Raw genomic sequence first — 25,823 nt, forward strand, 5'->3', positions numbered from 1 at the left:
CCCGAGGACCGGGCAGTGACCAGCTCCCTCCCCGCCCCGGCAGCGGCCGCCCGCCCCGCGGGCGGGCCGGTGCTCCGGGTGGCCGGCCTGACCTGCGCGATCGGCGGCGCGGTCATCGTCTCCGACGTCTCGTTCGACGTCGCGCCCGGCGAGTTCGTCGCCGTCATCGGACCCAACGGGGCGGGCAAGACCTCCCTGTTCAACCTGCTCTCGGGCCTGCTGCCGGTCACCGCCGGGACGATCACGCTGGACGGCGCCGACATCACCCGCTCGAGCCCGGCCGCGCGGGCCCGCCTGGGGCTGGGCCGGACCTTCCAGTCCTCGTCGGTGTTCGCGGGCCTCGGCGTCCGGGAGAACGTGCGCCTGGCGGCGCAGGCCCGGCTCGGCGGCAGCCTGCGGCCCTGGCAGCGGGTGCGCGCCTCGGACCGGGCGTTCGAGGTGGCCGAGCGGGCGCTGACCCGGGTGGGCCTCGCCGCCCGCGGCGACGCGCTGGCCGGGTCCCTCTCCCACGGCGACAAGCGCAAGCTGGAGCTGGCGATCCTGCTGGCCACCGACCCCGCCGTCGTGCTGCTCGACGAGCCGATGGCCGGCGTGAGCACCGGGGAGGTCGCCGGCCTCACGCAGGTCATCGCCGACGTGCACCGCGAGGAGGGCCGGACGGTGCTCATGGTCGAGCACCACATGGACGTCCTGCTCGGCCTCGCCGACCGGGTCGCCGTCATGCACCACGGCGCGCTGCTCGCACTCGACACCCCGGCGCGGGTCACCGCCGACCCCGTCGTCCAGGAGGCCTACCTGGGGGACCAGCTGTGACCGCCGCCGACCGGCCGGTGCTGCTCCGGCTCTCCGACGTGCACGTCCGGCTGTCCGGGTCGCACGTCCTGCAGGGCGTCGACCTCACCGTCCGCCGCGGCGGCGTCACCGCGCTGCTCGGCCGCAACGGCGCGGGCAAGACGACGACGGTCAAGTCGGTGCTCGGCCTGGTGCCCTCGACCGGCCGCATCGAGCTCACCGACGCCGCCGGCCGCGTGCACCGGCTGTCGGGCCGGCGCACCCACGACGTCGTCCGGCTCGGCGTCGGCTACGCCCCCGAGGACCGCGAGGTCTTCGGCGGGCTGACCGTCGCCGAGAACCTCACGCTGGCCGAGCGGCGCGACTCCGCGCACCACCCCGACCGCGTGTACGAGCTCTTCCCCGAGCTGGAGAAGCGCAGCCGGCAGCTGGCCGGGACCCTCTCGGGCGGCCAGCAGCAGATGGTGGCCATCGCCCGGCTGCTGCTCAACGACAACCAGTTGCTGCTCGTCGACGAGCCGACCAAGGGCCTGGCGCCGCTGCTGGTCGCCGAGGTCGCCGACGTGCTCGCCCGCGCCGCCGAGGAGGTGACGGTGCTGCTCGTCGAGCAGAACCTGTCCGTGGTGCGCCGCATGGCCACCGACGCCGTCGTCGTCGACCAGGGGCGCGCGGTGTGGAGCGGGCCGGCGCCGGAGCTGCTGGCCGACGCCGACCGCACCCGCGAGCTGCTCGGCGTCGCCACGAGCGGGGGTGCGCACGCAGCGGGCGAGCTCGCGAGCCCACCGGAGACGGAGCCACGGGTGCCCATGCACCGGACGAGCGCCGGCGAGGCCGGCGCATGAGCACGGTCGTCCTGCTGACGGTCACGGGCCTCGGGCTCGCGGCGCTGTACTTCCTCGTCGCCTCGGGGCTCTCGCTGATCTTCGGGCTGATGGGCGTGCTCAACTTCGCCCACGGCGCCTTCCTCACCATCGGCGCCTACGGCACCTGGTGGGCCTCGGAGAACCTGCCCGGCGCCGGGTCCGGCGGGTGGGGCTTCGCCCTCGCCGTCGCCTTCGGGGTCGCCGTCGGCACGGTCGTGGCCGCGCTGATCGAGCTGCTGCTCATCCGCCCGCTGTACGAGCGGCACATCGAGCAGGTGCTGGTCACCGTGGGGCTGAGCCTGGCGCTGGTCGCGCTGGTGCGGGCGATCTGGGGCGCGGACCCGCGGCCGTTCCCGGCGCCGGCGTGGGCCGAGGACACGACGTCGGTGCTCGGCGCCAGCGTGCCCAACGACCGCTTCCTGCTCATCGGCAGCGCCGTCGTCGTGCTGCTCGCCGTGCTGGCCTTCCTCCGCTACACCCGCTTCGGCCTGGTCATCCGCGCCGGCGTGGAGAACCGGTCGATGGTCACCGCGCTCGGCATCGACGTGCGGCGGGCGTTCACGCTGGTCTTCGCCATCGGCGGCGCGTTCGCGGCGCTGGCCGGCGCGCTCGGCGGGGTCTACCTCGGCTCGATCTCGCCGGGCCAGGGCACCTCGCTGCTGATCTTCGCCTTCATCGTCGTCGTCATCGGCGGGATGAGCTCGATCACCGGCGCCGCGGTGGCCGCGGTCCTCGTCGGGCTCGTGCAGCAGTTCGCCAACTACTACGCGGCCAGCGGGGTGGGGGACCTGTCGGTCGTCCTGCTGCTCGCCGTCGTCCTGCTGACCCGCCCCGGCGGGCTGACCGCGAGGGTGGCATGAGCCCGAAGCTGACGCGGCTGGCGCCGCTGGTCGTCCTCGTCGTCCTGGCCGTCCTGCCGTACTCCACGCTGCAGGTCCCCGGTCTGTTCGACGGCGTCCTCAACAGCCCCGGCACCTTGCAACTGCTGGCGCTGTGCCTGGTCTTCGGCGGGGTGGCGCTGTCCTACGACCTGCTGTTCGGGTTCACCGGGCTGCTGTCGTTCGGGCACGCGCTCTACTTCGCGGCCGGCACGTACGTGGCCAACCTGGCGCTCACCGAGCTCGGCTGGGGCCTGGGCGCGGCGCTCGCGCTGACCACCGTGGTCGGCACCGCCCTGCCGCTGCTGGTCGGCGGGGTGGCGCTGCGGGTCTCGGGCATCGCCTTCTCCATGGTCACGCTGGCCATGGCGCAGGTCGGGTCGATCGTCGTCCTGCGCGACCCCGGCGGCCTGACCGGTGGCGAGGAGGGCCTGGCGCTGGACCGCTCGGCCGTGCCCGACGCGTTCGTCGGCGTCCTCAACACCGTCAACCTGTACTGGCTGGCGCTGGCCTACCTCGCCGTCGTCTACGTCGTCGTGGCGTGGGTGACCGGCTCGCGGGCCGGGCGGGTGTGGCAGGCGATCCGGGAGAACGAGCGCCGCGTCGAGGTGCTGGGCCTGCGGCCCTACTCGTTCAAGCTGGTCGTCTTCGTCCTCGCCGGCCTGCTGGCCGCGCTCGGCGGGGTGGTGCACCTGCTGCTGCTCGGCGGCTCCACGCCGCGGACGACGACCGCCGACTTCACCCTCGGCCTGCTGGTCATGGTGGTGCTCGGCGGCGCGGGCAGCCGGTGGGGCGCGGTGCTCGGCGGCGTCCTCTACACCTATCTCGACAGTCGGCTCACCGACCTCGCCTCCTCGACCGCCGTGCAGGACCTGCCGGCCTGGCTGCGGGTGCCGCTGTCGGAGCCGCTGTTCCTGCTCGGCGCGCTGTTCGTGGTGGTCGTCTTCTTCGTGCCGGGCGGCATCGCGGGCCTGGTCGCCCGGCTGCGCGAGCGCCGCTCGGGCCGCCGTCCCGCCGCGCCGTCGGGCGGGGCGACGCCGCCGCCGGGCCGGGTGGTCGAGCAGCTGCGGGAGACGGCGTCCCGCGGGGTGGGCGTCGGCGCGGCCGGCCCCCGCGACGGCGTCTAGCCCAGCAGGGCGTCGCAGACCTCGACCAGCCGCCGCCGCAGCGGGGCCGCGCGCTCGGCGAAGCCCCGCTGCGCGGCCACGTACTCCGCCTTGCCCTCGGCCGTCTCGATCCGCACCGGCGCGTAGCCGCGGTCGGTCAGGTCGTAGGGCGAGGCCCGCATGTCCAGCTCGCGCACCTCGACGGCGAGCTCGAAGCAGTCGGCCACCAGCTCGCCGGGCACCGCAGGGGAGAGCTTGTAGGCCCACTTGTAGAGGTCCATCGTCGCGTGCAGGCAGCCCGGCTGCTCCATCGCGACCTGCGTCTCCCGCGTCGGCTGCAGCCGGTTGAGCCCGACGGCGGAGGGCGTGAAGAACCGGAACGCGTCGAAGTGGCTGCACCGGATCGCGTGCGCCTCCACGACGGCGTCGGTGCCCGCCTGCCCCAGCCGCAGCGGGACCACGTGCCGCCGCTCGCCGGCGCGGTGCACCATCGCCCACTCGTGCAGCCCGAAGCAGCCGGTCTGCGCCGGCCGCGACGCGGTGGCGGCGAGCAGGTCCCGGACGAAGCGGACGGTCGGCGCCCGGTCGGCCAGGAAGGCCGCGACGTCGAGCCGCACCGCGCCGTCGTCGCCGGTCGCGTACCAGCGCCAGGCCGCGTGCGGCGCCGGCCCCTGCGCCGACGGCGCCAGCGCGACGCCCGGCCCCGGGTGCCACCGGCGCAGCCGGGACGGCGTCTCGGAGTAGTAGGTGAACAGGAAGTCCAGCACCGGGTGCTTCTCACCCCGGCGGCGGCGGTCGCGGTGCGGCGCGGTCCACCGCTCCACCCGCGCGTGGTGCGCGGCCGCCCGCGCCGTCCACTCGGCCGCCGGCAGGCGGGGGAGGACGGCGGTCACCGGACCAGGGTAGGAGGGTCCTCCGACCCACCGGCCGGGGACGGGACGGTGCCAGCCTGGGGGTCTGCGACGAGGGAGGCGATCGCCATGGCCGGCGACGCGCGGACCACCCCGAAGCCGCTGCTCTGCCGCCTGGGGCTGCACGCCTACGTCCAGCGGCACCCCGACGACGAGCGGCTGCGCGGCCCGGACGAGAAGGTCTGCCGGCGCTGCGGGAAGCGCCACGACGCCTTGAACACGGTCTTCCCGCCCGGAGGGGCGCCCGGTTAGCCGGCGGCGCCCTCGGCAGCGGTCAGCCGGTGCAGCCGCAGCGCCAGCTGCACCTCCAGCGCCCGTTCCGGCGCCGACCAGTCGCGGCCCAGCAGCCGGCCGACCCGGTCCAGCCGCTGGGTGACCGTGTTGACGTGCACGTTGAGCACCTCGGCCGCCCGCGCGGGGGAGCCGCCGGTGTCGAACCAGGCCCGCAGCGTGGCCACCAGGTCGGTGCCCCGGCGGGCGTCGTAGTCGAGCACCGGCGCCAGCGTGGCCTGCACGAAGCCGGGCACGTCGCGGCCCTCGCCCACCAGCAGGCCGACGAAGCCCAGCTCGTCCGCGCTCGCCGACTCCCCGGTGCGGCCCAGCGCCTCCAGCGTCGAGGCGCACCGCGCGGCCTCGGCCCACGCGCCGGCCACCGCGGCCGGGCCGGGCGCGGGCCCGGCGCCGCCGGCGGTGACCGGCCGCCCGACCGCCGCGGCGACCTCGCGGCGCACCAGCGCGGCCGCCGCTCCCGGCGCGAGGTCGGGCAGGCACAGCACGACGCGGCCGTCGCGGACCCCGGCGAGCCCCCCGCGGGTCGCGGCCAGGTGCGCGGCGGCGGCCAGCGCCCGGCCGCGGCAGCGCTCCTCCACCCGGACGACGACGACCGACGCCGGCCGGTCCAGGTCGGTGCCCAGCCGGCGGGCGCGCTCGCGCAGGCCGTCGGGGTCGCGCAGCGGCACGGTCAGCAGCTCGTCGAGCAGCTCGCCGCGCACCCGGCCCTCGGCCTCGCCGGCGGTGCGCCGGATGAGCAGCAGCAGCGCGGTGACCAGCGCGGCGCGCTCGAGGATGCGCTGGTCGGCGTCGGACAGGTCGCCCTCGCGCTGCAGCACCAGCCCGCCGAGCAGGTCGCTCCCCACGGTCACCGCCGCGGTCCACCAGTCGCCGTCGCGCACGGTGCGGCCGGTGGAGCGGGCCAGCGCCAGCGCGCCGGCCGGGTCGGGCGGCAGCGCGCCGCCGCCGTCGGCCGCGGGGGACGGGCGGCCCTCCTCGTCGATCACGGTGATCCGCCCGCCCAGGGCGTCGGTCACCGCCGCGGCCACGCCCTCGACGCCGCCCCCGCGGAGCACGACGTCGATGAACCGGTCGTGCGCGCCCGCGGCCCGCTCCACCGACTCGGTGTGCTCCCGCAGCTCCCGGGTGGCCGCCGACAGCTCCTCCAGGGCGGCCCGGGTCTCCTCCAGCAGCCGCGCGTTGTCCAGCGCGATCGCCGCGTGCGCGGCCAGCGAGCCGAGCAGCGCCACCTCGGACCGGTCGAAGGTCCGCTCCGACCGGTCGGCGGCGTAGAGCACCCCGATGACCTGCGAGCCGCGGATCAGCGGCACGCCGAGGATGGCGACCAGGCCCTCCTCGCGGACGCCGCCGTTGATGTCGTCGGTGTGGTGGAACCGGGCGTCGGTGAAGTAGCTCGCCGTCGCGTAGGGCGCGGCCGTCTGGGCCACCAGCCCGCCCAGCCCCTCGCCCATCGGCAGCCGCAGCGCCTGGAAGCGGGCCGACACCGAGCCGTCGGTCACCCGCATGTAGGTGTCGCCGTGGGCGTCGTCGTTGAGCGTCAGGTAGGAGACGTCGGTGCCCAGCAGCTGGCGGGCGCGGCGGACGATCGCGACGAGCACCGAGTCGACGCCGCGCAGCGTGGCGAGGTCGCTCGCGGTGTCGAACAGCGCCGACAGCTCCGACTCCCGCCGGCGGCGGGCGGCGAAGGCGGCGCGCACCTGCAGGGCCAGCAGCCGGACCCGCTCCAGCTCGGCCAGCGTGGCGGGGTCGGCGCCGGCGGTCCGGGCGCGCACCAGCGGGCCCTCGTACTCGATGGCCGCAGCGTCGTCGAGGACCATCTGCAGGTACTCGGCGGCCGCCGAGGGCACCCGGGGTGTGCGGCCGGGGCCGTCGGCGGGCAGCGCTGCGGTGCGGGCCACGACCGGCATCCTCCCCGGTCGCGCCATCAGTGGGCGGTCCACCCGCCGTCCATGAGCAGCGAGGTGCCGGTGACCGAGGCCGCGGCGGGGGAGCACAGCCAGGCGACGGCGTCGGCGACCTCGGCCGGCTCGATCAGCCGCTTGAGCGCCGCCGGGGCGAGCATGACCTGCTCGACGACCTCGTCCTCGGAGATCCCGTGGGTGCGGGCCTGGTCGGCGATCTGCCCCTCCACCAGCGGCGTCCGCACGTAGGCCGGGGCCACGCAGTTGGAGGTGACCCCGTGCGGGGCGCCCTCGAGCGCCACCACCTTCGACAGGCCCTCGAGCGCGTGCTTGGCGGTGACGTAGGCGGACTTGAACGGCGACGCCCGGTGCCCGTGCACCGAGCTGACGTTGACCACCCGGCCCCAGCCGCGCCGGTACATGTGCGGCAGCGCGCCGCGGACCAGGCGGAACGGCGCCTCGACCATGAGCCGCTGGATGGTGGAGAAGACCTCGACGGGGAACTCGTGCAGCGACGCGACGTGCTGGAAGCCGGCGTTGTTGACCAGCACGTCGACGTCGAGGTCGAGCGCGTCGACGGCGGCCAGGTCGGACAGGTCGACGGCGACCGCGCTGCCGCCCACGGTGCGGGCCACCTCCTCGGCCGCCGCGCCGTCCCGGTCGACGACGACCACCGCGGCGCCGGCCTCGGCCAGCCGGGCGGCGACCGCACGCCCGATGCCCGACCCCCCGCCGGTCACCATCGCCCGCCGTCCCTCGAGGTCCTTCGCGCTCATGGCGGCGACGCTAGGCCGCGAGCGGGGTGGCTCACACGGCGGCGGCGCACACACCTCCGGGGCCGGGGATGGGTGCCGACCACACCGCCCGTCCCGGCCGGTCGGCGCACGGGTCCGCGCCCGGACATGGGTGCGGACCACATGACCTGGTTCACAGAACTGGCCTCCGCCACATGGGCAGGCCCCCGCGCCGTTCCTAGCGTCAGGCGGGTCCGGATCCGTCCACCGAGGAGAACCGCGTGTCCGCACCCGCCCAGACCCACCAGAGACGGAGCTTCGGCCGCGTCGTCGGTGCGAGCATCATCGGCACCACCGTCGAGTGGTACGACTTCTTCCTCTACGGCTCGGCCGCCGCGCTGGTCTTCGGCCCGCTCTTCTTCCCCGACTCCTCCGACTTCGCCGGCGTCCTGCTGGCCTTCGGCACCTACGCGATCGGCTTCGCGGCCCGCCCGATCGGCGCGCTGGTCTTCGGCCACTTCGGCGACCGGGTCGGGCGCAAGAAGCTGCTGGTCGTCTCGCTGCTCATGATGGGCGGCGCCACCTTCGCCATCGGCCTGCTGCCGACCTACGCGACCGTCGGCGCGCTCGCCCCGCTGCTGCTGGTGTTCCTCCGCCTGGTGCAGGGCTTCGCCCTCGGCGGCGAGTGGGGCGGCGCCGTCCTCATCGTCTCCGAGCACGGCCGGCCCGAGAACCGCGGCTTCTGGGCCTCCTGGCCCCAGGCCGGGGCGCCCGCCGGCCAGCTCCTCTCCACCGCCGTGCTCGCGCTGCTGGCCGCGTTCCAGTCCGACGCCGCCTTCGAGGCCTGGGGCTGGCGCATCCCGTTCCTGCTGTCGGCCGTGCTCATCCTGGTCGGCCTGTGGGTGCGGCTGGCGGTCAGCGAGTCGCCGGTGTTCCTCGAGGCGCAGCGCGTCGCCGAGGCGAAGGCCCGGGAGACCGGCGCGGCCGAGCAGGCGCCGATCGCCGTCGTGCTCAAGCGCTACAAGCGCGAGGTGCTCGTCGCCATGGGCGCGCGCATCGCCGAGAACGTCGCCTTCTACATCCTCACGGCGTTCACCACGGCCTACCTCACCAAGGCGCTCGGCCTGGACGCCTCGTTCGCCCTGAACGCGCTGCTCGTCGCGTCCGCGGTGCACCTGGTGACCATCCCGCTGTGGGGCGCGCTGTCCGACCGCGTCGGCCGCCGGCCGGTCTACCTGCTCGGCGCCGCCGGCACCGGGATCTGGGGCTTCGCCCTGTTCGGCCTGTTCGACACCGGCAGCTTCGCCCTCGTCGTCCTGGCGCTGATCGTCGGCCTGCTCTTCCACGGCGCCATGTACGGCCCGCAGGCGGCGTTCTTCGCCGAGCTGTTCGGCACCAAGGCCCGCTACACCGGTGTCTCCATCGGCGCGCAGCTGGCGTCCGTGGTGGCCGGTGCGCCCGCGCCGCTGATCGCGGTCGCCCTGCTCGGCAGCTTCGAGGAGCCCAGCCCGACGCGCGTGGCCGTCTACCTGGCCGTCTGCTCCGTCGTCACGCTGGTGGCGGTCCTCGCCTACGGCGAGACCCGCGTCCGCGACCTCGCCGCGGACGACGCCGTCGGGACGACGGCGGACCGGGCGGCCACCCGGGTCTGACCGCAGCGCACACGCCACGGGGCGCCTCCGATCCGGATCGGGGGCGCCCCGTGGCGTGTGCCGGTCAGCCGGCCTCGTTGCCGCCGCGGACGAGGGAGTCGTCGCGCTGGGCCTCGGCGTCGGTGGTCAGGGTCGTGTCCGCCTCGCCACCGTCACCGCGGTCGTGGCCGGGCGTCCCGTCCACCAGGTCCCCGTCGGGGTCCGAGGTGGCGGGGGAGTCGTGGTAGCCGCTGCTCTCGGGCTCGGTCATCAGTCGGTGCCTCCTCCGGATCGTGGGGTGGGGCCGGGGACCTCGCCGGACGCCGCGCCGCCCCGGGCGCGGGCGACGTCGCCGTCGGCCGTGGCGGGCAGGTCGTCGCCGGAGGCGGCGTCCCGCTCGAGGGCCTCGTCGCGGGTGAGGGGGACGTCGTCGAAGCCGGTCCCGGTGCTGCTGTTGTCGCCCGAGCCCGACGCGGTCGGGACGTCCTGCTGGATGCGGTCGCTGCCCTGCGGGTCGGTCATGGTGCCTCCTGTCCGACGGCGCTGCCGCGGGAGGCATGCCCGCCGTCGTCCCGGCGAAACGGCCGGCGGCGGGTCGGCCACCGCCCGCGCCGCGTGGTGCCCGGCCTCACCCTGCGGCGCGAGGACGGGCACCGCGCGGTGGGGTCCGCCGCTCCCGGCGCCACAGACGACGGCGGCCGCCGTCCCGCGAGGGGACGGCGGCCGCCGGGAGGACGAGGTCCTCCGTCAGAAGGCGCCCTCGGGGACCTCCATCAGCGCGTTGTCGGTGGCCTCGACGATCGCCCGCTCGCCGGCCAGCCGCGGCAGCACCTGGGTGGTGAAGAAGCGGGTGGCGGCCAGCTTGCCCTCGTAGAACAGCCGGTCCTTCTCGCTCACCGCGCCGGCCAGGGCGGCCAGCGCCACCTCGGACTGGCGGACCAGCAGCCACGCGGTGACCAGGTCGCCGACGGCCAGCAGCAGCCGGGTGGTGTTCTGGCCCACCTCGTACAGCTTGGTCACGTCCTGCTGGGCGCCGGTGAGCTGCCCGAACATCGCGGCGAGCATCGCCTGGACCTCGCCGAGGGCGGTCGCGAGGTGCGCCCGCTCCTCCTTGAGCCGGCCGTTGCCGGCCTCGGCGGCGATGGTGGCCTGGATCTGCGAGGCCAGCCAGGTCAGCGCGACGCCGCCGTCCTTGACGACCTTGCGGAAGAAGAAGTCCTGGCCCTGGATCGCCGTGGTGCCCTCGTAGAGGGTGTCGATCTTGGAGTCCCGGATGTACTGCTCGATCGGGTAGTCCTGCAGGTAGCCCGACCCGCCCAGGGTCTGCAGCGACTCGCTCGTGAGCAGCTGCGTGGCCCGCTCGGAGCCGAAGCCCTTGACCACCGGCAGCAGCAGGTCGTTGACGCGGGCGGCCAGCTCGGCCTCCTCGCTGTCGGCGGTGCCGGCGGCCTCGGCCTCGGTGACCTGGTCGCGGAAGCTCGCCGCGTAGAGGTACAGCGCCCGCATGCCCTCGGCGTAGGACTTCTGCAGCATGAGCGAGCGGCGCACGTCGGGGTGGTGGGTGATGGTCACCCGCGGGGCGTCCTTCGACGTGGCGGTGAGGTCGGCGCCCTGCACCCGCTCCTTGGCGAACGCCAGCGCCTGCTGGTAGCCCGCGGAGAGGGTCGCGATCGCCTTGGTGCCCACGAACATGCGGGCGTGCTCGATGACCTTGAACATCTGGGCGATGCCGTCGTGCACCTCGCCGACCAGCCAGCCCTTGGCCGGCACCGGGCCGTCGCCGAAGGTGAGCTCGCAGGTCGTGGAGACCTTGAGGCCCATCTTCTTCTCGACGTTGGTCACGTGGACGCCGTTGCGCTCGCCGAGCGCGCCGGTCCCGAGGTCGACGTGGAACTTGGGGACGACGAACAGCGACAGGCCCTTGGTGCCCGGCTTCGCGCCCTCGGGGCGGGCCAGCACCAGGTGGACGATGTTGTCGGACAGGTCGTGCTCGGCGGAGGTGATGAACCGCTTCACGCCGGTGATGTGCCAGGACCCGTCCTCCTGCTGCACGGCCTTCGTGCGGCCGGCGCCGACGTCGGAGCCGGCGTCGGGCTCGGTGAGCACCATCGTGGCGCCCCACCTGTGCTCGATCATGAGCTCGGCGAGCCGCTTCTGGTCGGCGGTGCCCAGCTCGTGCAGGACGGCGGCGAAGGCGGCCCACGCGCCGTACATGAAGACGGCGGGGTTGGCGCCGAGGACCATCTCGAAGGCGCCCCAGGTCAGTGCGTGCGGAGCGCCGAAGCCGCCGAGCTCCTCGGGCAGGTCCAGGCGGTACCACTCGCCGTCCTCGAGGGCGCGCACGGAGCGCTTGAACGACTCGGGCAGCGTCACCGAGTGCGTGGCGGGGTCGAACACCGGCGGGTTGCGGTCGGCGTCGGTGAAGCTCTCGGCGATCGGGCCCTCGGCCAGGCGCCGGATCTCGGCGAGCACGCCGCGCGCGGTCTCGGCGTCCATCTGCGCGAACGGGCCGGTGCCGAACCGGTCCTTGGTGTCGAGGAACTCGAAGAGGTTGAACTCGAGGTCCCGCAGGTTCGCGGTGTAGTGGCTCATGCGGTCAGGCTCCGTTGCTCCGTGCCGTCGGGACGGCGAGCAGCTACCTACTCGCCGGTAACGAACGTTATTACCGGCGGGTAACCAGGAGCAAGGCCGCGGGCCGGGACACGCCCGCAGGGGTCGGGCGCGTCCCGGGCCGGGAGGGTCAGCGGTTGCGGCGGCGGGCGCGCAGGACGAGGCCGGCGAACGCCGCGATCAGCGCCCCGAGCGCCGCGGCGATGAGCAGCGCCACCACCAGCGGCGCCTGCACGTCCCCGAAGACGAGGCTGATCTGCACCGTCTGGCCGTTGAAGACGACGAACAGCACGAGCAGGACGGTGACGAACAGCAGCAGGCCGAGGGCGAGGCCGCGGCCGACGGTGCGGCCGGCGGCCCCGGCGCGCGACGGCCCGGAGGGCCGCGTCGTCGCGGGGGAGGTGCCGGGAGAGGAGGTGCCCGCGGGGGAGGTGCCGGCGGACGTCGAGGGGGTGCCGTAGCCGCCGGCGAGCGGGTCGCTGCCGGGCGCGGACGTGCCGGAGGTGGGGTACCGGGGGTCGGCGGGCGAACCGGGAGCAGTCATGATCGCGGACTGTCCGCGGGAGGGCCCCCTCAAACCGCGGACCCCGGGGTTCCGCCCGGCGAGCGGGGGGTCAGTCCCGGTGTGCCGCCGGCTCGGTCTCCACCGGCGGCCAGGAGGGTCCGGCGGCGCCGTCGGCCGGGCCGGTCCTCTCGGGGCCGTCGGAGTCCGGCGCCGGCGGGCCGGAGGTGCTGCTGCCGAGCGGGCCGACGGAGCGCGGCTCGTCCGGCTCGGGCATCTTCTGCTCGCGGGTGCTCACCCGCCCGAGTCTGCGGCCCCGGCGGGCGGGCGGCGACCGGACGGCGTCAGTCGTCGAGCGCGGGGCCGGCCTCGTGCGCGGGGTGCCCCGCGGTGCGCTCGCGCTGCTTCATGCGCGCCTCGAACACGTGCCGGTCGCCGTCGGCCAGCTCCTCGCGGGCCCGCTCGTCGAAGGCGCGGAAGACCGACCAGTAGTTCGCGTCGTAGTCCTCGACGATCTGGAAGGTCCACCGGTCGGCGATGACGTTGCGGCCGACCAGGTCGCGGTCCAGGTCGTCGGCGAGCCCGGTGTGCCCGGCCTTCCGGAACAGCTCCACCGCCTCCTGCAGGAGCAGGTCGGCCTTGCCGGAGTGCTGGTGGAAGCCGTAGAGCTGGCCGCGGGCCTGCTCGATCGTCTCCAGGGCCTCGGAGAGCCTGCCCAGGCCCTCGACGGTCGTGTCGTCGAGGTCGGGGCGGCTGCGGTCCACGGTCACCGGCCCATCCTGCGGGCCCCGCGCCGGGCCCGCCCGGCGAACGGGGGGGGCTACCCGCCGGGCGGCGGGGGTCAGGCGGGGACGGCGACCGGCGCGGCGGCGACCGCGGCGGAGGTGGCGACCGCGACGTCGGTCAGCTGCTCGGCCAGCGCGCGGCCGTGGGCGGCCGGGCCGTCCGGGCCGAGCAGGCCGCCGGAGAGGTACATGCCGTCGATGATCAGGTGGACCTGGGCGGCGAGGTCCTCGCCGACACCGGGCGCGACCTGCTCGGCCAGCCGCTCGAGCCGGGCGTGCAGCTCGAACTTGTAGTCGGCGGCCGCGCTGCGGGCCGGGTGCGCCGGGTCGTCGTACTCGCTGCTCACGTTGGTGAACGGGCAGCCGCGGAAGCCGGCGCGGGTGACGTCGGCGTCGACGTACTCGACGACGGCGAGCAGCGCGCCGCGCGGGTCGTCCCGGTGCGCCAGCAGGATCTCGTCGATGTGACCGAGGACCGTGGCGGCCTTGCGGGCCAGGTAGGCGCCGACCAGCTCGTCCTTGCTCTTGAAGAGCCGGTAGACCGTCATCTTGCCCAGGCCCGTCTCGCGGACGAGCTCGTCCATGCCGACGCTGCGCGAGCTGCGGGCGGAGAACAGCCGCTCCGCGGTGTCGAGGACGATGGCCTCCCGCTCGGCGCGGCTGCGGCGGACCGGGGCGGAGCTGTCGGCGTCGGCGAAGGAGAGGGCGGCGGCGGTCACACGGGGGATCGTGCCGCCTGCCGTGACGGATCAGTTCGCGGCACGCCGGGCACCCGGCACGGCTGCGCGCTCGTGGGTGCCGAGGGGCGAACGCGCAGGTCGGGGCGGTGGTGAAGCGTGGGACCGCTGTGACGACGCGGCGGCGACGTCAGGCCCGGCGGGTGCGGCGCGGGTTGGCCAGCAGCCGGACGACGCGCTCGACGGCCTCCTCGGCGGCTCCGGTTGCCGGGGCCGGCGGGGTGCCGGTGGCGTCGTCGGTCGTCCGGTCCTCGCGCTGCACCTCGTCCACGCGGCCACCCTGCCCGTCCCCGGCCGACGGGAACAGTCCCGGCCGGACGCCACACCCTCCCGGGCGGTGAGACGTGCGTCACCCGGCGCGCGGCACGTCCGGGTGTCGGGCCGTGCCGCGCGCCGGGCGGGACGGGTCCGTCCGGGTCAGACGCCGGGGCTCTCGGCGGGGCCGTCGCCCAGGGGCTGCCCCTCGGCGGGCTCCTCGGGTCGCGGGGTGCGCCCGGCGTCGTCCTCCTCGCCGGGCGGGTCGCCCTCCGCGCGCTCGGGCGTGCGCGGCGGCCGTTCGGGCTCGGTCACGGCGTCCTCCTCGGGATGCGGCGGTGCGGTCGGGGAGGCCTTGCCCACCTGCGCGCCCGCCGACACCGGCTCAGTCCACGCGGGTGGCGGCGGGCACCCGCGGCAGCACCGCCCGGACGGCGGCGGCGTCGGGCAGGGCGCCCCGCGCGCCCGGCCCGGTCGTCGACAGCGCCGCGGCCGCGACCGCCTCGCGCACCGCGCCGGCCAGGTCCGCGCCCCGCGCCAGAGCAGCGCCCAGCGCGCCGCAGAGGCAGTCGCCCGCGCCGGTGGTGTCCACGGGCTCGACCGGCGGCGGCGCCTGCAGCAGCACCGGGCCGTCCTCCGGCACCACGAGCGCCCCCCGGGCGCCCACGGTCACCACGGTGGCCGCGGCGCCGAGGGTGCGGGCGAGGGCCGCCAGCTCCGCCGGCGTCCGCGGCGCCGGGTCCGCGCCGGCCAGCTGCACCAGCTCGTGCTCGTTGGGCACCAGCACCGCCACCCGCCGCAGCAGCTCCGGCGGCAGCGGCTGCGGCGGCGCGGGGGTGAGCACGACGAGGCCCGACGCCGCGTCCGCGGCCGCCCGCACGGTGGCCAGGGGCACCTCGAGCTGCAGCAGCACCACCGCGGCCCGCCGCACGGCCGGGACGTCGACGTCGTCCGGCGTCAGCTCCCCGTTGGCCCCCGGGACGACGACGATGAGGTTCTCCCCGCTGCCGTCCTCGACCGGGATGGTCGCCGACCCGGTCGGCTGCCCCCGCGTCGGGAGGACCAGCGCGGTGTCCACCCCGGCGGCTGCCAGCGCCGCCCGCTGCCGCTCGCCGGCCGGGTCGTCGCCGACCCGGCCGACCATCGCGACCCCGGACCCGGCCAGCCGCCCGGCGGCCGCGGCCTGGTTGGCGCCCTTGCCGCCGGGGGCGAGCACCGCCTCCCGCCCGACGACGGTCTCGCCCCTGCCGGGCAGCCGCCCGACCGCGACCAGCACGTCCTCGTTCAGGCTGCCGACGACGGTGACGGACACGGGCGACCTCCGGGAGCGCGGCGACGACGGCGCTCAGTCTGCGGGCCGCCCCCCGTCCCACTGCGCGTCGGTCGGGTGGGCGGTGTCCGCGCGCCGCGCCCACAGGGGCAGCCCGTACCAGGTCGCCGTCCCGAGGAGCAGGACGCCCGCCCCCGCGACGATCCCCGGACCCCGGCCCAGGACGACGTCGAGGACGAGCAGCACGCCGGAGCTGATCGCCAGCACCAGCAGCGCGAGACCCACCAGGAGCAGCCGGTCGCCCACCGCGATGAGCACCGCCTTGCGCCGCCGGCGGAACACCAGCCGGTGGAAGGCGACGGGCGCGATGAGGGCCACCGTCGCCAGGGCCGTGGCGAGCAGCGTGACGGTGTAGACGGTGACCTGGAAGCCGTCGAGCTCGGTGAAGCGCTGGGTGAAGGCCAGGCCGAGCAGGAAGGCGAACAGCACCTGCACGCCGGTGATGGCGACCCGCAGCTCCTGCAGCAGCTCGGCGAGGTTGCGGTCGAGCACCTGGTCGAGGCTCTCGCCGCGGGCCTCCGCGTTCTGGGTCGCGGCGGAGACGTCGAAGCCGCCGGCGCGCCCGCGCGTCGTCGTCCTCCCGTTGCCGTTCCCGGCCGGCACCACGACGTCCGGGTACCCGGGACGGGGCCCGCCTACCCGGGGACGCGCCCGGTCGCCGTTTCCCGAGGTCGGCGCCGCGGTACCGCCGGGGGAGGACCGACCGAGGAGGGGCCGTGGCCGACGACGACCGGGACGCCGTCAGGAAGGACTTCGACGAGGCGGTCAACATGAGCGCCTCGGAGCTGGAGAGGTGGCTCGACACCGACGAGTCGCGGTCGGTGGGGCAGAAGAGCGGCGGCTCCGGGGAGTCCACCGGGCACGAGTCCGGCCGGCGCATCGTCGAGCTGCTGCACAAGAAGAGGGGCGACCTCACCGACGACGACTACGCCCACATGGAGAAGGTCCACGGCTACGTCCAGCGGCACCTGGCCCAGGAGCCGAAGAAGGAGGACGTCGAGGACTCCAAGTGGCGGTACTCGCTGATGAACTGGGGCCACGACCCGCTGAAGAAGGGATAGCCCCGCCCCGTGCGCATCGACGACCCCCGCCGCAACGACCCGGCCATGTACGACGACCTGGCCGACCAGTGGTGGGAGGCCTCGGGCGGCTTCGCGATGCTGCACTGGCTGGCCGCGCACCGGGCCCGCTACATCCCCCCGGCGCCGGATCCCGGCGCCCTGCTGGTCGACCTCGCGTGCGGCGGCGGGCTCATGGCGCCGCACGCGGCCCGCCTGGGCTACCGGCACGTCGGCGTGGACCTGAACGCCGCGGGTCTGTCCGTCGCGGCGGATCACGGCGTCGCCGCGGTGCGCGGCTCGGTGCTGGCGGTGCCGCTGCGGGACGGCTGCGCCGACGTCGTCGTGGCCGGGGAGATCCTCGAGCACGTCGCCGACGACGTCGCGGTGCTCGCCGAGGCCGCGCGGCTGCTGCGCCCGGGCGGCACGCTGGTCGTCGACGCGATCGCCGCCACCCGGCTGGCGGAGCTGATCGCCGTCCGGCTCATGGAGCGGGTCCCCGGCGGGCCGCCGCCGGGGATCCACGACCCCGCCCTGTTCGTCGACCGGCGCCGGCTGCTCGCCGCCGCCGACGACCTCGGCCTGGACCTGCGGCTCGTGGGGCTGCGCCCGTCGGTGCGCGACCTGGTCGCCTGGCGGCTCGGCCGGCGCGACGTCGTCCGGATGCGGGAGCTGCCCACGACGGCGGTGCTGTTCGCCGGCCACGGACGCAGGCGCGACGCGACGCGTCCGCCGGGTGACGGCGCGCCACCCGAGGAGCGCCGCACCGCCCCCGCCCGTACGGTCGGGGCGTGATCACCTCGCTGAGCAGCGCGTTCCCCCGGGAGCCCCGCGGGTGAGCGCCGCCGTGCTGACCGGCGCCGGGGCCGCCCTCCCGGCACCCCTCGACCAGGACGCGGCGTGGGAGGGGTTCTTCGCCCGCCACTACGAGGGCGTCCGCGCCGCCCGCCGGATCTGGGCGAGCGCCGGCGTGCGCACCCGGCACGCGGTCGCGAACCCGGTCGACGAGGACCTCAGCCGGTGGAGCACCGGGGCCCGCATGGCCCGCTACGTGGAGGAGGCGCTCCCGCTGGGGAAGCAGGCGGTCGCCGGGGCGCTCGACGACGCCGGCCTCGCGCCGGGCGACGTCGGCCTGTTCGCCGTCGCCACCTGCACCGGGTACGCCACCCCCGGGCTGGACATCCGGCTGGCCAGCGACCTGGGCATGCCCGCGGGCCTGCAGCGGCTGCTGGTCGGGCACATGGGCTGCTACGCCGCGCTGCCCGGGCTGGCCGCCGTCGGCGACTTCGTCGCCGCACGCTCGCGCCCGGCGGTGCTGCTGTGCTGCGAGCTGACCAGCCTGCACGTGCAGCCGGCGCAGCGGGACCTGGACCAGGTGGTCGCCCACGCGCTGTTCTCCGACGCCGCGGCCGCCGTCGTCGTCGAGCCCGGCGCCGGCCGCGGGCGGCGGCTGGCCGGGGTGGTCGCGCGCACCGACCCCTCGACGGCCGACCACATGACCTGGGACGTCACCGACCTCGGCTTCCGCATGGGCCTGTCCCCGCGGGTCCCCGACGTCCTGTCCCGGCACGTGGGCGACGTGGTCACCGAGCTGCTCGGCGGCGCGGGCCTGCGGGTCGAGGACGTCGCCGGGTGGGCGGTGCACCCCGGGGGCCCGCGGATCATCGACGTGGTCCGCGACGAGCTGGGCCTCGCCGAGGCGCAGGTCGCCGTGTCGCGCCGGGTGCTGGCCGAGCACGGCAACTGCTCGTCGGCCACCGTGCTGCTGGTGCTCCAGGAGCTCGCCGACGTCGACGGCCCCGTGGTCGTGACGGCCTTCGGTCCGGGGTTGACCCTGTACGCAGCGCTACTCCTGCCGATCTGACCTCGCGGAACGGGCCGTCCCGGCACTACCCTCTGTGATCCCGATCTCGGTCGTGGAGGGGGGTCGGTCGTGGTCACCGGTACGTCCGTCCGCGTGTTCCTGGTCGACGACCACGAGGTGGTCCGCCGGGGGGTGGCCGAGGTGCTCGAGGACGATCCCGGGCTGGCGGTCGTCGGCGAGGCCGGGAGCGTCGCGGAGGCCCTGGCCCGCTGCCCGGCGGTCCGGCCCGACGTCGTCCTCGTGGACATGCGGCTGCCCGACGGCGACGGCGCCGAGCTCATCCGCCGGCTGGGGGAGCGGCTGCCCGGCGTCCGCTGCCTGGTGCTGTCCAGCTACGCCGACGAGGCGGCGGTCGCGTCGGCCGCGGCGGCGGGAGCGGCCGGCTACGTGGTCAAGCAGGTGCGGGGCGCGGACCTGGTCTCCGCGGTGCACACGGTCGCGGGGGGCAGCACGCTGGCCGGCTGGCCGGGGCGGCGGCCGGGCGCCGGGCCCGACGGCGACCGGCGGCTGTCCGCGCTCACCGAGCAGGAGCGCTCGGTGCTCATGCTCATCGGGGAGGGGCTGACCAACCGGCAGATCGGCGAGCGGATGGGCCTGGCCGAGAAGACGGTCAAGAACTACACCAGCCACCTGCTGGCCAAGCTGGGGCTGGAGCGGCGCACCCAGGCCGCGATCCTGGCCACCGAGCTGCGCGGACGCCGCTCCTGACCGGCGGGCCGGGCGCTCAGGACCGCCGCGCCGGCCCCGGCACCGTCCAGCTCACCTCGGTGCCCGCCGGACCTCCGGTCGCGGTCAGCCGCCCGCCGCGGCGCTCGGCCCGCTCGGCCAGGTTGGCCAGCCCGCTGCGGCGGGTGACCGCGGGCAGCCCGCAGCCGTCGTCGGTGACCCGGACGGACACCGGCGCGCCCGGCCCGTCCTCCCCGACCTCGACCGAGACCTCGACCCGGCCGGCGCCGGCGTGCCGGACCACGTTGGTCACGAGCTCCCGCACCACCGCCAGCAGGTCGGCGGCCAGGCCCGCGGGCAGGCCGTCGAGGTCCCCGCGCAGCCGCAGCCCCGGCTGCACCGGGGAACCCTCGGTGGCCTGCCGCACGGTGTCGGCCACCCCCGCGGCCAGGCCCTCGGGGACGACGTCGTCGTGGAGGCCGAAGATCGCCGAGCGGATCTGCGCCAGCGTCCCGTCCAGCTCGTCGACGCTGCGCCCGATGCGGCGGGCGGCGTAGGGGTCGACGTCCTCCAGCGTCCGGCCGATGCGGTCCAGCGTCAGCGCCGTCGCGTAGATCCGCTGGACGACGTGGTCGTGCAGGTCGCGGGCGATCCGGTCGCGGTCGGCCTGCACCTGCAGCCGGCGCTCGCGCCGCTGGCTGCGCGCCAGCTCCAGGGCCAGCCCGGCCTGACCGGCGAACGCGGACAGCGCCTCGAGGACCTCGGCGTCGAACGGCTCGCGGTCGGCGCGGCGCAGGCAGACCAGGGTCCCCAGGGCCGGGCCGAGCGGGGCGATGACCGCGGAGCGGGCGCCGCGGACGAGCTCGACGGCGACCTCGGCGTGCCGGCCCAGCACGGGGTCCGCCGCGACGTCCTCCACCAGCTCCCCCAGCCCGGTGCGGTGCACCCGGCCGACGTGGGTGTCCTCCAGCGGGACCCGCACCCCGTCGAGCTCGCCGGCCATGTAGCCGGCCGAGGCCACGATGGTCAGCGCCTCGGGGTCGCCCTCCTGCGCGATGAGCAGCGCCCCGGCCTCGGCGTCGCTCAGCGCGACGGCCCGTTCGGCCACCGTGAGCAGCACCTCGGCCGGGTCCTCCCCCGAGAGCAGCTCGGTCGCCACCTCGGTGCCGGCCTGCACCCACGCCCGGCGGCGCTCGGCGGCCTCGGCCAGCCGCGCGTTCTCGATGGCCAGGCCGGCGGCCGCGGCCAGCGCCTGCACCGCCTCCTCGTCGGCCTCGGTGAACGGGCCGCCGGCGCGCTTCTCGGTCAGGTAGAGGTGGCCGAAGACGGAGTCGCGGACGCACACCGGCACGCCGAGGAAGGACTGCATCGGCGGGTGGCCGGCGGGGAAGCCGACCGACGCCGGGTGGGCGCCGAGGTCGTCGAGTCTCAGCGCCTCCGGGTGGTCGACCAGCAGGCCGAGGATGCCCGCGCCGGCCGGGAGGCGGCCGATGCCGCCGCGGGTCTCCTCGTCCATGCCGACGATGACGAACCGGTCCAGGCGCCGTCCGTCGCGGGTGAGGACGCCGAGTGCGCCGTAGGTGGCGTCGGCGTGCGCGACCGCCGCCTCGACGATCGAGTGCAGCGTCGCCTCGAGGTGCTCACCGGCGGCGGCCGCCCGCACGCCGGCGGCGAACGCCGGGGGCACGCCCTCCGGGCCGGGCGGGGTCACGGCCCGTCCGGAGGGTTCCTGGTGCGCACCGGGCTGGTCGCGCGCCGGGGGGCTCACGCGCCGTGCGCGATGCGGCGTGTCGGGGTGCGGGGCGTGACCTGCCGCAGGAGGGCGCGTCCCGCACCGTTCACCAGCACCAGGTCACCGCCGCGGCCGGCCCCGACCAGGGCCTCCAGCAGGGGTCGCTCCAGGGTGGTGATGCGGACGCGGCCGGTCACGCCGGTCTCGGCGATGGCCCGCACGACCTGGGCCTCGACCCGCTCGAGTGCGAGAGCACGGACGTGCTCCCCGGCCGGGCGCTGTCCGTTCAGCGCCCCCTCCCCGCCGTCGACGACGTCGACGGCGAGCACGGTCCCCTCGCGGCGGGCCGCCTCGCGCAGCGCCCACACCAGGGCGCCGTAGCCGGAGGACGAGCCGTCGACGTGGACGACGATCGAGGGCGCCGGACGGCGGGAGAGCTGCGGGACGAGCCGGACGGGCTCGACGGGCGGAACGGACCGGTCCTCGGACGGAACGGAGGCGGTCGGATCTGCCATGCAGTGATCCTCGCGACACGCGGCGCGTTCGGACAGGGACCAAGGACCCGGTCAGCCCCCTCGGGTCCCCGTGACGACCGCCGTGCCGTCCTCCCCGGGGCCGTGGACGTCCGCCCGCAGACCAGCGGCGGCGAGCACCGCGGCCAGCACGGGCGCCTGGTCCTCCCCGGCCTCGGCCAGCAGGACCCCGCCGGCGGCGAGCCAGGCCGGGGCGCCCGCGGCCACGCGGCGGTGCACGTCGAGGCCGTCCGCGCCCCCGTCGAGCGCCGCCCGCGGCTCGTGCAGGCGGGCCTCGGGCGGCAGCAGGGGCAGCGCCGCGGTGGGCACGTAGGGCGCGTTGACCACCAGGACGTCGACCCGCCCGCGCAGCCGCCCCGGCAGCGCGTCGAAGAGGTCGCCGCCGTGCACGTGCCCGCCCACCGGTGCGAGGTTGCGCCGGGCGTGGTGCAGCGCGGCGGGGTCGACGTCGGCGGCGTGCAGCTCGGCCACCTCGACGGCGGTGGCCAGCGCGAGGCCCGCCGCGCCGCAGCCGCAGCACAGGTCCACCGCGACCGGCGCCCGCCCCTCCCGTGCCCACGCCGCCCGCGCCACCGCCACCGCCCGGCCGACCAGGGCCGCGGTGCGCCGGCGCGGGACGAAGACGCCGGGGCCGACGGAGACCCGCAGGCCGCAGAACTCGACCTCGCCGAGCACGTGCTCCAGCGGCTCCCCGGCGACGCGCCGCCCGGCGAGGGCGTCGAGCTCCTCCGGCGTGGCCGCGGCGGCGGTGAGCAGGCGGGCCTCGTCCTCGGCGAAGACGCACCCGGCGGCGCGCAGCCGCGCGACGAGGTCGTCGACAGCCGCGGGGGAGGGCTCCGCGCTCACCCCCCGGCCTCCGCGGACGGGTCCACGGGCAGACCCTGGCACGGCCGCCGGTGTCCGGCCGTGCCGGGGCGGTCAGCGCGGGGACGCGGCCGGGACGTCCTCCCCGGCGGCGCGGGGCGCCGGGGCGGCCCGCAGGGCGGCGCCCGGGGAGTCCGGCCGGCGGCGCTCGACCCCGGGAGCCGCCGCCTCCTCCTCGTGCGCCGCAGCGGGCAGGGGACGGCCGAGGTGGTAGCCCTGCCCGTACCCGACGCCGAGACCGCGGAGCGCGGCCAGCTCGTCGGCGGTCTCGATGCCCTCGGCCACGAGGTCCAGGCCGAGCGTCTGGCCCAGTTGCACGATCGCGCCGATGACCGCGTGGTCCTCCGGGCTCGTGGCCACGCCGTCGACGAAGGACTTGTCGATCTTGAGGACGTCGATGGGGAACCGGCGCAGGTAGCCCAGCGACGAGTAGCCGGTGCCGAAGTCGTCGAGGGCCAGCCGGACGCCGAGGTCCTTGACCTCCTCCAGCTTGCCGGTGGTGGCGGCGGCGTCCTGCACGAGCAGCGACTCGGTGATCTCGAGGGTCAGCCGCCGGGGGTCCAGGCCGGAGCGGTCCAGCGCCTCGGCGACGTCGCCGACCAGGCTGGGGTGCTGGAACTGGCGCACCGACACGTTGACGCTCATCCGCGGGCCGCTGCCGTCCGGTTGCTGCCACGCGGCGGCCTGGCGGGTGGCCTCCCGGAGCACCCAGCGGCCGATCGGGACGATCAGGCCGCTGTCCTCGGCCAGCGCGATGAACCGCGCCGGCGGCACCAGCCCGTGCGTGGGGTGCTGCCAGCGCACCAGGGCCTCGTAGCCGCTGGTGGTGGCCGAGGCCAGGTCGACGATCGGCTGGTAGTGGAGGACGAGCTCCTGCCGGTCCAGCGCCTGGTAGAGGTCGGCGAGCAGGCGCTCGCGCTCGAGGTGGGCGGCGTGGTGGCTGGGCTGGAAGGTCTCGTAGCGCCCCTTCCCGCTGGACTTGGCCACGTACATGGCGATGTCCGCCGCGCGCAGCAGCCCCAGGCCGCTGGCGGCGCAGGTGGCCGAGGTGGCGATGCCCATGCTCACGCTCGCGCGGACGGCGCGGTCGGCGACGTGGACCGGCTGGGCGAGGGCGGCCAGCACCCGCTCGGCGACCAGGGGCGCGAGCTCGCCGCTGCGCGCGCCGCTCATCAACACGGCGAACTCGTCGCCGGCCAGGCGGGCGAGCGTGTCCTCGGGGCGCAGGCAGCCGCCGACCCGCTGGGCCACCACCCGCAGCAGGGCGTCACCGCCGTCGTGGCCGAGGTTGTCGTTGACGGTCTTGAGGTTGTCCAGGTCCAGGAACAGCACCGCCGCGGGAGTGCCGGTGACCCGCTCGCGCGCCTCCGCGGCGCGCAGGCGCTCCATGAACAGCGCCCGGTTGGGCAGGCCGGTCAGGGGGTCGTGGAAGGCCTGCACGCGCAGCTGGTCCTCGAGCTCCTTGCGGTCGCTGGTGTCGCGCGTGGTGAGCACGATGCCGCTGACGGCGGGGTCGTCGAGCAGGTTGCGGGCGGCGGTGTCGGTCCAGCGCCAGGAGCCGTTGCGGTGCCGCATGCGGGCGGCCGGCCAGGTCGCCGGCGGTTCCCCGGCGACCACGCGGGCGAGGTGCTCGCGGAAGACCTGCACGTCCTCGGGGTGGACCAGGTCGTGGACGTCGGTGCCGATCAGCGTCCCCGGCGGGTAGCCGAGGACCCAGCCCACCGACGGCGTCTGGTACGTGACGGTGCCCGCGGGATCGACGACGGTGATGACGTCCGAGGCGTTGCGGACCAGCGACCGGAAGTGCTCCCCCGCCTCGAGGGCGTCGAGGAGGCTGTTGAAGGCGCGGGCGGTCTCGCCGAGCTGGTCGTCGGAGTCCACGGTGATCCGCTGCGACGTCGAGTGCGACCAGTCCCCGGTCCGGCTGGCGTGCGAGATGGTCTGCGCCACCGAGTGCAGGTGGGTGCTGAGGACGGCCAGCCGCCCACCGACCAGGCACCGGCACAGCGCGTAGCTCAGCCCGCCGACCAGGAAGCCGGCACCGAGGCAGGCCGCCCGGAACACCGGGCGGTCGGCGTACTGGGCCGGTACCCCGAGGCCCGTGGCGAAGGGCGGGAACACCAGCCCGACCGCGATGCCGAGGCCGACCATCCACACCGCGAGGTCCCAGAACACCCGTGAGGTGAGACGGAAGCCCCGCGGCCGTCGCCGGTCGCCGTCGACCCGGAGCTGGAAGGCATGCATGCCCAGGACGTCGTCACCGTGCCCGGGCGCTTGAGGCCGGTGGCCGCAGATCACCCCCAGGGGTGTGCGCAGGCAGGAGGCGCAGCGCCGGGCTCGATTTCGGCCGGGCGCTGCCGATGGGGATCCCATGCGACTGGTTCCCGCCACCTCCCCGGGCCGGCTCGTCGGCGAGGACGTCCGCGTCCCGACGGCCGGCGGGGGGCTCACCCGCTACGTCGACCTCGACGCCGCGGCCACCAGCTCGTCGTCGGTCCGGGTGGCCCGGGCGGTGCAGGAGTTCCTGCCCCGCTACTCGAGCGTGCACCGCGGCGCCGGCGCGAAGTCCCGGTACACCAGCGCCCGCTACGAGGCCGCCCGCGAGACCGTGCTCTCCTTCGTCGGGGCGGACCCCGCCACGCACGAGGCCGTCTTCGTCCGCAACACCACCGAGGCGCTGAACGCGCTGGCGTTCCGGCTCGCGCTCGAGCCGGACGACGTCGTGCTCACCACCGCGGTCGAGCACCACGCCAACCTCCTGCCGTGGCGGCGCGCCGCGCGGCTGCGGGTGGTCGAGGTCGGCGCCGGGGGGGCCTTCACGGCCGAGGACGTCGTCGCCGCGCTGGACCAGCGCCCGACCCCGCGCGTCCTGGCCCTCACCGGCGCCTCCAACGTCACCGGGTGGCTGCCCGACCTGGCCGCGATCACCGCCGCCGCGCGGGATCGCGGCGTGTTCGTGGTGGTGGACGCCGCCCAGCTGGCGCCGCACCGGCCGATCGACGTGACCGCCCTCGGCGTCGACGCCCTCGTCCTGTCGGGGCACAAGGCGTACGCGCCCTTCGGCGCCGGCGCGCTCGTCGCCCCGCGGAGCCTGCTCGGCCGCGGCGAGCCGCTGCTGGTCGGCGGCGGCGCGGTCCGGGCGGTCTCCTTCGACGACGTCGTCTGGGCCGGCGCCCCCGACCGGGACGAGGCCGGCTCGCCGAACGTCGTCGGCGCGGTCGCCCTGGCCGCCGCGGCCGAGGAGCTGGCCGAGGACTGGCCCGGCCTGCTCGCCCACGAGCGCGCCCTCACCGCGGCCCTGGACGCCGAGCTCGCGACGGTCCCGGGGCTGCGCCGCCTGGGCCCGGCGACGGGGGACCGGCTGCCGGTGGCGGCCTTCCTCCTCGACGACCTCCCGCACGGTCTGGTGGCCGCCCGGCTGTCCGCGGAGTTCGGGATCGGCGTGCGCAGCGGCTGCTTCTGCGCCCACCCGTACATGGCCCGCCTGCTGGAGCTGAGCGAGGAGCAGGTCCGCGCCTTCCACGACGCGGCCCGGGCCGGCGAGGTCCAGCTGCCCGGCGCCGTGCGCGCCAGCGCCAACCGCGGGACGACCCTGGACGACGTCGCGGCGCTCGGGGCCGCGCTGCGCGCCGTGGCGGCGACGCCGGAGGAGAGCGCCCGCTACCGCGTCGACGAGCGGGGCGAGTACCTGCCCGGCGACGCGCGGACGCCGGTCCTGCTGGGGGCCTGACCGTGTGCCTGGTGCTGCGGCTGCCCGCGCGGCGGACGCTGGTCGTCCGC

The 25,823-nt window shown here is 76.4% G+C and carries 29 protein-coding genes; 11 read left to right on the top strand and 18 right to left on the bottom strand.

Going from position 1 to position 25,823, the window contains the following annotated elements; translation table 11 throughout:
- Positions 1-15 precede the first annotated feature (15 nt).
- The 4 genes from ACI798_RS17950 to ACI798_RS17965 are packed head-to-tail and all read left to right on the top strand — an operon-like array spanning position 16 to position 3,660.
- Positions 16-813 carry an ABC transporter ATP-binding protein gene (locus ACI798_RS17950; protein ID WP_457048567.1) on the top strand — a complete coding sequence of 266 codons (798 nt, stop codon included), beginning with the start codon at positions 16-18 and terminating at the stop codon, positions 811-813.
- Positions 810-1,634, top strand: coding sequence for an ABC transporter ATP-binding protein (locus ACI798_RS17955; RefSeq protein ID WP_457048568.1), 825 nt, complete (start codon positions 810-812; stop codon positions 1,632-1,634). Before ACI798_RS17950 ends, ACI798_RS17955 begins: the two co-directional genes overlap by 4 nt.
- A complete protein-coding gene (locus tag ACI798_RS17960) occupies positions 1,631-2,515 on the top strand; it encodes a branched-chain amino acid ABC transporter permease (RefSeq protein WP_456942355.1) in 885 nt (294 codons plus the stop codon). Before ACI798_RS17955 ends, ACI798_RS17960 begins: the two co-directional genes overlap by 4 nt.
- Positions 2,512-3,660 carry a branched-chain amino acid ABC transporter permease gene (locus tag ACI798_RS17965; protein WP_456942356.1) on the top strand — a complete coding sequence of 383 codons (1,149 nt, stop codon included), beginning with the start codon at positions 2,512-2,514 and terminating at the stop codon, positions 3,658-3,660. The genes ACI798_RS17960 and ACI798_RS17965 overlap by 4 nt, the downstream gene beginning before the upstream one ends.
- On the opposite strand, the gene ACI798_RS17970 is transcribed toward ACI798_RS17965, so the two are convergent.
- On the bottom strand, positions 3,657-4,532 hold the full coding sequence (locus ACI798_RS17970; protein WP_457048569.1) for a 3-methyladenine DNA glycosylase: 876 nt from the start codon (positions 4,530-4,532) through the stop codon (positions 3,657-3,659). The genes ACI798_RS17965 and ACI798_RS17970 overlap by 4 nt on opposite strands.
- Positions 4,533-4,619: 87 nt before the next feature.
- Here ACI798_RS17970 and ACI798_RS17975 point away from each other — a divergent pair, with 87 nt between their 5' ends.
- A complete protein-coding gene (locus ACI798_RS17975; protein WP_456942358.1) occupies positions 4,620-4,802 on the top strand; it encodes a hypothetical protein in 183 nt (60 codons plus the stop codon).
- On the opposite strand, the gene ACI798_RS17980 is transcribed toward ACI798_RS17975, so the two are convergent.
- Together ACI798_RS17980 and ACI798_RS17985 are read right to left on the bottom strand one after the other, a co-directional pair.
- Positions 4,799-6,748: a helix-turn-helix domain-containing protein gene (locus tag ACI798_RS17980; RefSeq protein WP_457048584.1), complete on the bottom strand. Its 1,950-nt coding sequence runs from the start codon at positions 6,746-6,748 to the stop codon at positions 4,799-4,801. The genes ACI798_RS17975 and ACI798_RS17980 overlap by 4 nt on opposite strands.
- 17 nt (positions 6,749-6,765) lie before the next feature.
- The gene (locus ACI798_RS17985; RefSeq protein WP_457048570.1) at positions 6,766-7,518 is read right to left on the bottom strand and encodes a 3-hydroxybutyrate dehydrogenase; all 753 of its coding nucleotides are present in this window, start codon (positions 7,516-7,518) and stop codon (positions 6,766-6,768) included.
- 239 nt (positions 7,519-7,757) lie between these two features.
- Between ACI798_RS17985 and ACI798_RS17990 the strand changes: the two genes are divergently transcribed.
- Positions 7,758-9,128 (top strand): MFS transporter, encoded by a 1,371-nt coding sequence (locus ACI798_RS17990; protein WP_456942360.1) that lies wholly within the window; start codon positions 7,758-7,760, stop codon positions 9,126-9,128.
- A 64-nt stretch (positions 9,129-9,192) separates the two neighbouring features.
- Here the strand turns inward: ACI798_RS17990 and ACI798_RS17995 are convergent, their stop codons facing one another.
- The 11 genes from ACI798_RS17995 to ACI798_RS18045 all read right to left on the bottom strand — a co-directional run bounded on the left by ACI798_RS17995 (position 9,193) and on the right by ACI798_RS18045 (position 15,932).
- On the bottom strand, positions 9,193-9,378 hold the full coding sequence (locus tag ACI798_RS17995; RefSeq protein ID WP_456942361.1) for a hypothetical protein: 186 nt from the start codon (positions 9,376-9,378) through the stop codon (positions 9,193-9,195).
- On the bottom strand, positions 9,378-9,629 hold the full coding sequence (locus ACI798_RS18000) for a hypothetical protein (RefSeq protein WP_456942362.1): 252 nt from the start codon (positions 9,627-9,629) through the stop codon (positions 9,378-9,380). The genes ACI798_RS17995 and ACI798_RS18000 overlap by 1 nt, the downstream gene beginning before the upstream one ends.
- Positions 9,630-9,854: 225 nt before the next feature.
- On the bottom strand, positions 9,855-11,699 hold the full coding sequence (locus ACI798_RS18005) for an acyl-CoA dehydrogenase (RefSeq protein WP_457048571.1): 1,845 nt from the start codon (positions 11,697-11,699) through the stop codon (positions 9,855-9,857).
- A gap of 148 nt (positions 11,700-11,847) precedes the next feature.
- The gene (locus tag ACI798_RS18010) at positions 11,848-12,261 is read right to left on the bottom strand and encodes a lipopolysaccharide assembly protein LapA domain-containing protein (RefSeq protein ID WP_457048572.1); all 414 of its coding nucleotides are present in this window, start codon (positions 12,259-12,261) and stop codon (positions 11,848-11,850) included.
- A 70-nt stretch (positions 12,262-12,331) separates the two neighbouring features.
- Positions 12,332-12,517, bottom strand: a complete 186-nt coding sequence (locus ACI798_RS18015; protein ID WP_457048573.1) for a hypothetical protein — start codon at positions 12,515-12,517, stop codon at positions 12,332-12,334.
- 46 nt (positions 12,518-12,563) lie between these two features.
- Positions 12,564-12,989, bottom strand: a complete 426-nt coding sequence (locus ACI798_RS18020; RefSeq protein WP_456942366.1) for a hypothetical protein — start codon at positions 12,987-12,989, stop codon at positions 12,564-12,566.
- Between the two features lie 71 nt (positions 12,990-13,060).
- The gene (locus ACI798_RS18025; RefSeq protein ID WP_456942367.1) at positions 13,061-13,723 is read right to left on the bottom strand and encodes a TetR/AcrR family transcriptional regulator; all 663 of its coding nucleotides are present in this window, start codon (positions 13,721-13,723) and stop codon (positions 13,061-13,063) included.
- 148 nt (positions 13,724-13,871) lie between these two features.
- A complete protein-coding gene (locus tag ACI798_RS18030; RefSeq protein WP_457048574.1) occupies positions 13,872-14,012 on the bottom strand; it encodes a hypothetical protein in 141 nt (46 codons plus the stop codon).
- 146 nt (positions 14,013-14,158) lie between these two features.
- Positions 14,159-14,311, bottom strand: coding sequence for a hypothetical protein (locus ACI798_RS18035; RefSeq protein ID WP_456942369.1), 153 nt, complete (start codon positions 14,309-14,311; stop codon positions 14,159-14,161).
- A gap of 70 nt (positions 14,312-14,381) precedes the next feature.
- A complete protein-coding gene (locus ACI798_RS18040) occupies positions 14,382-15,308 on the bottom strand; it encodes a PfkB family carbohydrate kinase (protein ID WP_456942370.1) in 927 nt (308 codons plus the stop codon).
- A gap of 33 nt (positions 15,309-15,341) precedes the next feature.
- On the bottom strand, positions 15,342-15,932 hold the full coding sequence (locus tag ACI798_RS18045; protein WP_456942371.1) for a DUF6328 family protein: 591 nt from the start codon (positions 15,930-15,932) through the stop codon (positions 15,342-15,344).
- Between the two features lie 110 nt (positions 15,933-16,042).
- On the opposite strand from ACI798_RS18045, the gene ACI798_RS18050 reads away from it, so the two are divergent.
- The 4 genes from ACI798_RS18050 to ACI798_RS18065 all read left to right on the top strand — a co-directional run bounded on the left by ACI798_RS18050 (position 16,043) and on the right by ACI798_RS18065 (position 18,956).
- A complete protein-coding gene (locus ACI798_RS18050) occupies positions 16,043-16,387 on the top strand; it encodes a DUF3140 domain-containing protein (protein WP_457048575.1) in 345 nt (114 codons plus the stop codon).
- Between the two features lie 9 nt (positions 16,388-16,396).
- Positions 16,397-17,179 (top strand): methyltransferase domain-containing protein, encoded by a 783-nt coding sequence (locus tag ACI798_RS18055; RefSeq protein ID WP_457048576.1) that lies wholly within the window; start codon positions 16,397-16,399, stop codon positions 17,177-17,179.
- 40 nt (positions 17,180-17,219) lie between these two features.
- Positions 17,220-18,248, top strand: coding sequence for a type III polyketide synthase (locus ACI798_RS18060; RefSeq protein WP_457048577.1), 1,029 nt, complete (start codon positions 17,220-17,222; stop codon positions 18,246-18,248).
- Between the two features lie 69 nt (positions 18,249-18,317).
- A complete protein-coding gene (locus tag ACI798_RS18065; RefSeq protein WP_456942375.1) occupies positions 18,318-18,956 on the top strand; it encodes a response regulator transcription factor in 639 nt (212 codons plus the stop codon).
- Between the two features lie 16 nt (positions 18,957-18,972).
- Here the strand turns inward: ACI798_RS18065 and ACI798_RS18070 are convergent, their stop codons facing one another.
- The 4 genes from ACI798_RS18070 to ACI798_RS18085 all read right to left on the bottom strand — a co-directional run bounded on the left by ACI798_RS18070 (position 18,973) and on the right by ACI798_RS18085 (position 24,287).
- Positions 18,973-20,625: a GAF domain-containing protein gene (locus tag ACI798_RS18070; RefSeq protein WP_456942376.1), complete on the bottom strand. Its 1,653-nt coding sequence runs from the start codon at positions 20,623-20,625 to the stop codon at positions 18,973-18,975.
- A 53-nt stretch (positions 20,626-20,678) separates the two neighbouring features.
- Positions 20,679-21,161 carry a universal stress protein gene (locus tag ACI798_RS18075; RefSeq protein WP_456942377.1) on the bottom strand — a complete coding sequence of 161 codons (483 nt, stop codon included), beginning with the start codon at positions 21,159-21,161 and terminating at the stop codon, positions 20,679-20,681.
- A 51-nt stretch (positions 21,162-21,212) separates the two neighbouring features.
- Positions 21,213-22,025, bottom strand: a complete 813-nt coding sequence (locus ACI798_RS18080) for a putative protein N(5)-glutamine methyltransferase (RefSeq protein WP_456942378.1) — start codon at positions 22,023-22,025, stop codon at positions 21,213-21,215.
- Positions 22,026-22,097: 72 nt separating this feature from the next.
- Positions 22,098-24,287: a putative bifunctional diguanylate cyclase/phosphodiesterase gene (locus ACI798_RS18085; protein WP_456942379.1), complete on the bottom strand. Its 2,190-nt coding sequence runs from the start codon at positions 24,285-24,287 to the stop codon at positions 22,098-22,100.
- Positions 24,288-24,414: 127 nt separating this feature from the next.
- On the opposite strand from ACI798_RS18085, the gene ACI798_RS18090 reads away from it, so the two are divergent.
- Positions 24,415-25,773, top strand: coding sequence for an aminotransferase class V-fold PLP-dependent enzyme (locus tag ACI798_RS18090; RefSeq protein ID WP_457048578.1), 1,359 nt, complete (start codon positions 24,415-24,417; stop codon positions 25,771-25,773).
- Positions 25,774-25,823: the final 50 nt, after the last annotated feature.

This window comes from Geodermatophilus sp. SYSU D01045, from assembly GCF_054050295.1.